This window comes from Phenylobacterium sp., assembly GCF_046590535.1.
Lineage (GTDB): Bacteria > Pseudomonadota > Alphaproteobacteria > Caulobacterales > Caulobacteraceae > Phenylobacterium.
Genome location: NZ_JBKJTG010000140.1, coordinates 1 through 2,952, shown reverse-complemented (window position 1 = coordinate 2,952; position 2,952 = coordinate 1). Strand labels below are relative to the sequence as shown.

The following is a 2,952-nucleotide window of genomic DNA, read 5'->3' as shown; positions in this document are numbered from 1 at the left end:
GCGCTCTTGGTGGCCAGCAGGTACTGGTCGCGGTCCATATAGATCGAGGCGTGGCTGGTGGCGGCGGCCACGGCGCTGACCGCCTCCTTGGTCATCCGCACGGAGAGCGGCGGCAGGGCGACCACCTTGGCCGCCCAGACCCGCGCCGCCGTCAGGGCCTGCCCCTGGGCGGCCAACTCGTCGGCCATCCCCCAGTCGGCGCAGCGCTGCGCGTCGGCGGCCTCGCCGAACATCACGAATTGCTTGGCCCGCGACGGACCGGCCAGGGCCACCAGCCTGGGCAGGGTGCGCCAGCTCATGTTCATCCCCAGGGGGACCTCCGGCAGGCGCATGTAGGCGCCTTGGCCCATGATCCGGAAGTCGCAGGCCACCGCCAGGGCGCAGGCCCCGCCGATGCAGTAGCCTTCGATGGCCGCGATGGTCACCGCCTCGATCTCCTCCCAGGCGCGGCACAGGTCGGGACCGGCCATCACCGCGCGCCGGGCTTCCAGCAGGCTGGGCTGAGCGACCCGCTGGGCGCTGGCGGCCAGGTCGGCGCCGGCAGAGAAGTAGGTTTCGGCGCCCGTCAGGATCACCGCATGGACGTCGGTGCGCAGGCGCAGCAGGCGGGCGGCCTGGGTGAGCTCGTCCATCAGCTCGCCGTTCAGCGCATTGCGCGCCTCGGTGCGCGCCAGGGCGACCTCGACGATCGCCTGGTCGCGGGTCACCTTCAGATGCCGCCACGCCGTATCGAAAAGTTCGTCCATCGCACCATCCCGTCCGCTGGTCCGCAGGATAGGCCGACCTGGACCGTCGATGGAATCCCTAGCGCAGGATCGGCGCCTGCAGGCCCTCGTCCACGTCGCAGCGGGTGTCGCGCGAGGCGCTCTCCAGCACGGTGGCCATCAGGGCGACCGGGCTGTTGGGCCTGGCCGTGGAGATCAGCACCATCAGGTGGCGGCGGCCCGGCGCATTGCAGAAGCTTTCCCGGCTGGCGAAGGCGTTGGGGTCCCAGCGGCTCTTGGCCAGGGCGAACCGCTCCTTGCGCGGCGTCACCGCGCCCAGCACCGCCTCGCGCACGGCGGAGGGATCGCCCCTGGTCACCCGCACGGTGCAGGCCTGCGGGTCCTTGCCGCGGCGGATCTCCACGTCCTGGCCCTTGATGTCGGCCACCGGCGCGCCGTCGATGATGGCCGCCAGGCAAGCGCGGGTGGCCGAGGCCGCCTCCTGCGCCGGCTCGGCGTGGGCGGTCTGCGCCCCGGCCAGGATCAGCAGGGCGGGCAGAAAGCTTCTCAGACGGGGGCGCTTGGACATGGGGCGACCACACACGAAGAACGTGGCCGCCTCTGGGCGAGCCTGGAGCGCCATGCGCTCCCACTTCGGCGGCAAGCGCTCTAGCGGTTGAGGATCGCCGGCACGATCTGCGCCAGGGCCAGGACCCCCAGGGCGACGATCAGGATACGGCCGAGGAGTTTGTTGCGGGCGTCTCGGCGGGTGTCGGGATCGGGCATGGGTTGGCCTTGGTCGCCTAGTGGGGGTGATCTTTGCCGTCATTGCGGCCAGGATGCCAACCACGGATGTGGGGGACAGGCGTCATGCAGGCCATCAATCGCCGACAGGGGCTGGCGCTGGCCGCGGGCCTGGCCCTGCAGGCCGGCGTCGCCAGAGCGTCCGCCCAGACCGCCGGAGCGCGCTACATGTACGACTATCTGTTCCTCGACCTGGCGCCGGCCTCCGGATCACCCCCGCGCGCAGCCCTCGCGGCCCGCTTCAACGCCGTGGACCGCCCGGCGATCGCGGCGGCCGGCGGCGAGGTGGTGGCCGCCTTCGCCCCACAGCTGGGCTGGAACTCCACGGAGATGGCGCTGCTGCTGCGCTGGCGCGACGCCGGAGCCGCGCGGGAAGCGGTGGTCCAGGCCCTGATGAAGGCCGCGCCTGTGGCTTCCGGCGCGCGCCACATCCTGCGGCCGACCGTTCGACCGGCGGGCAGCGAGGTTCCTTTTGCCGGTGGCATCTATGTGCACCGCTGGTTCGAGGTGGAGGCGGACAGCCTGGCGGAGTTCCTGACCCTGTCGCAGGAGGGCTGGCGCGATTTCGAGCCGCGCTTCGAGGCCAAGGTGTTCGGCCTGTTCGAGGCCACGCGCACCAAGGCCGACCGCGCCGCCGGCGTCACCCGGCTGCTGCTGATGACCCGCTACCGCGACCATGGCGTCTGGGAGCAGTCCCGCGATCCGACCACGGCCGGCATGGCCGCCTTCGCGCGGCGCCAGCGCCTGACCCGCCACAGCCGCGGCGCCAGCACCCTGCTCACCGCGCTGTAGCGGAGCGGCAGATACGAAAACAGCCCCCGCGTTTCCGTGGGGGCTGTTGAAGTTTGGGTGCGGGGACAGGATTTGAACCTGTGACCTTCAGGTTATGAGCCTGACGAGCTACCGGGCTGCTCCACCCCGCGGCAAAGCCTAAGTATAGAGATCGTGATTTGAAGGGTCTGGACTTCACATCCGTTTGGTAGACCTGGCGGCGACCTACTCTCCCGCGCCTTAAGACGAAGTACCATCGGCCCAGGGGGGCTTAACGACCGAGTTCGGAATGGGATCGGGTGGGGACCCCCCGGCAAAACCACCAGGTCAACGAAACGGATGTGAGATGAGAAGACATCAATATCTGTAAGCTCACAATGAAGCCTACATGAGTTTTGATAAGAACGATCAAGCCGATCGAGCGATTAGTACCAGTAAGCTACATGCCTCGCGGCACTTCCACACCTGGCCTATCAACGTGGTGGTCTACCACGGCTCTCGGCGAAGCCTTGTTTTGAGGTAAGTTTCCCGCTTAGATGCTTTCAGCGGTTATCTTTTCCACACTTAGCTACCCTGCTGCGCGGCTGGCGCCACGACAGGTCCACCAGAGGTGTGTCCATCCCGGTCCTCTCGTACTAGGGACAGATCCTCTCAAGCTTCGTACACCCACGGC

At 68.6% G+C, this 2,952-nt stretch carries 3 protein-coding genes, 1 tRNA gene and 2 rRNA genes; 1 reads left to right on the top strand and 5 read right to left on the bottom strand.

Features of this window, described 5'->3' with window-relative positions; translation table 11 throughout:
* Together ACLL81_RS08580 and ACLL81_RS08575 are read right to left on the bottom strand one after the other, a co-directional pair.
* On the bottom strand, window positions 1–746 hold a 746-nt coding region (locus ACLL81_RS08580), incomplete at its 3' end, for an enoyl-CoA hydratase/isomerase family protein (protein ID WP_411287926.1).
* A gap of 58 nt (window positions 747–804) precedes the next feature.
* Window positions 805–1,293, bottom strand: a complete 489-nt coding sequence (locus tag ACLL81_RS08575; RefSeq protein ID WP_411287925.1) for a hypothetical protein — start codon at window positions 1,291–1,293, stop codon at window positions 805–807.
* Between the two features lie 281 nt (window positions 1,294–1,574).
* Here ACLL81_RS08575 and ACLL81_RS08570 point away from each other — a divergent pair, with 281 nt between their 5' ends.
* Complete coding sequence (locus tag ACLL81_RS08570; protein ID WP_411287924.1) at window positions 1,575–2,300, top strand: hypothetical protein; 726 nt, start codon at window positions 1,575–1,577, stop codon at window positions 2,298–2,300.
* Window positions 2,301–2,354: 54 nt separating this feature from the next.
* Here ACLL81_RS08570 and ACLL81_RS08565 read toward each other — a convergent pair.
* From ACLL81_RS08565 to ACLL81_RS08555, 3 genes are all read right to left on the bottom strand, one after another.
* A tRNA-Met gene (locus ACLL81_RS08565) sits at window positions 2,355–2,431 on the bottom strand.
* Window positions 2,432–2,491: 60 nt separating this feature from the next.
* A 5S ribosomal RNA gene (gene rrf / locus ACLL81_RS08560) occupies window positions 2,492–2,606 on the bottom strand.
* Window positions 2,607–2,683: 77 nt separating this feature from the next.
* Window positions 2,684–2,952 (bottom strand): 23S ribosomal RNA (locus ACLL81_RS08555); the annotation flags it as partial.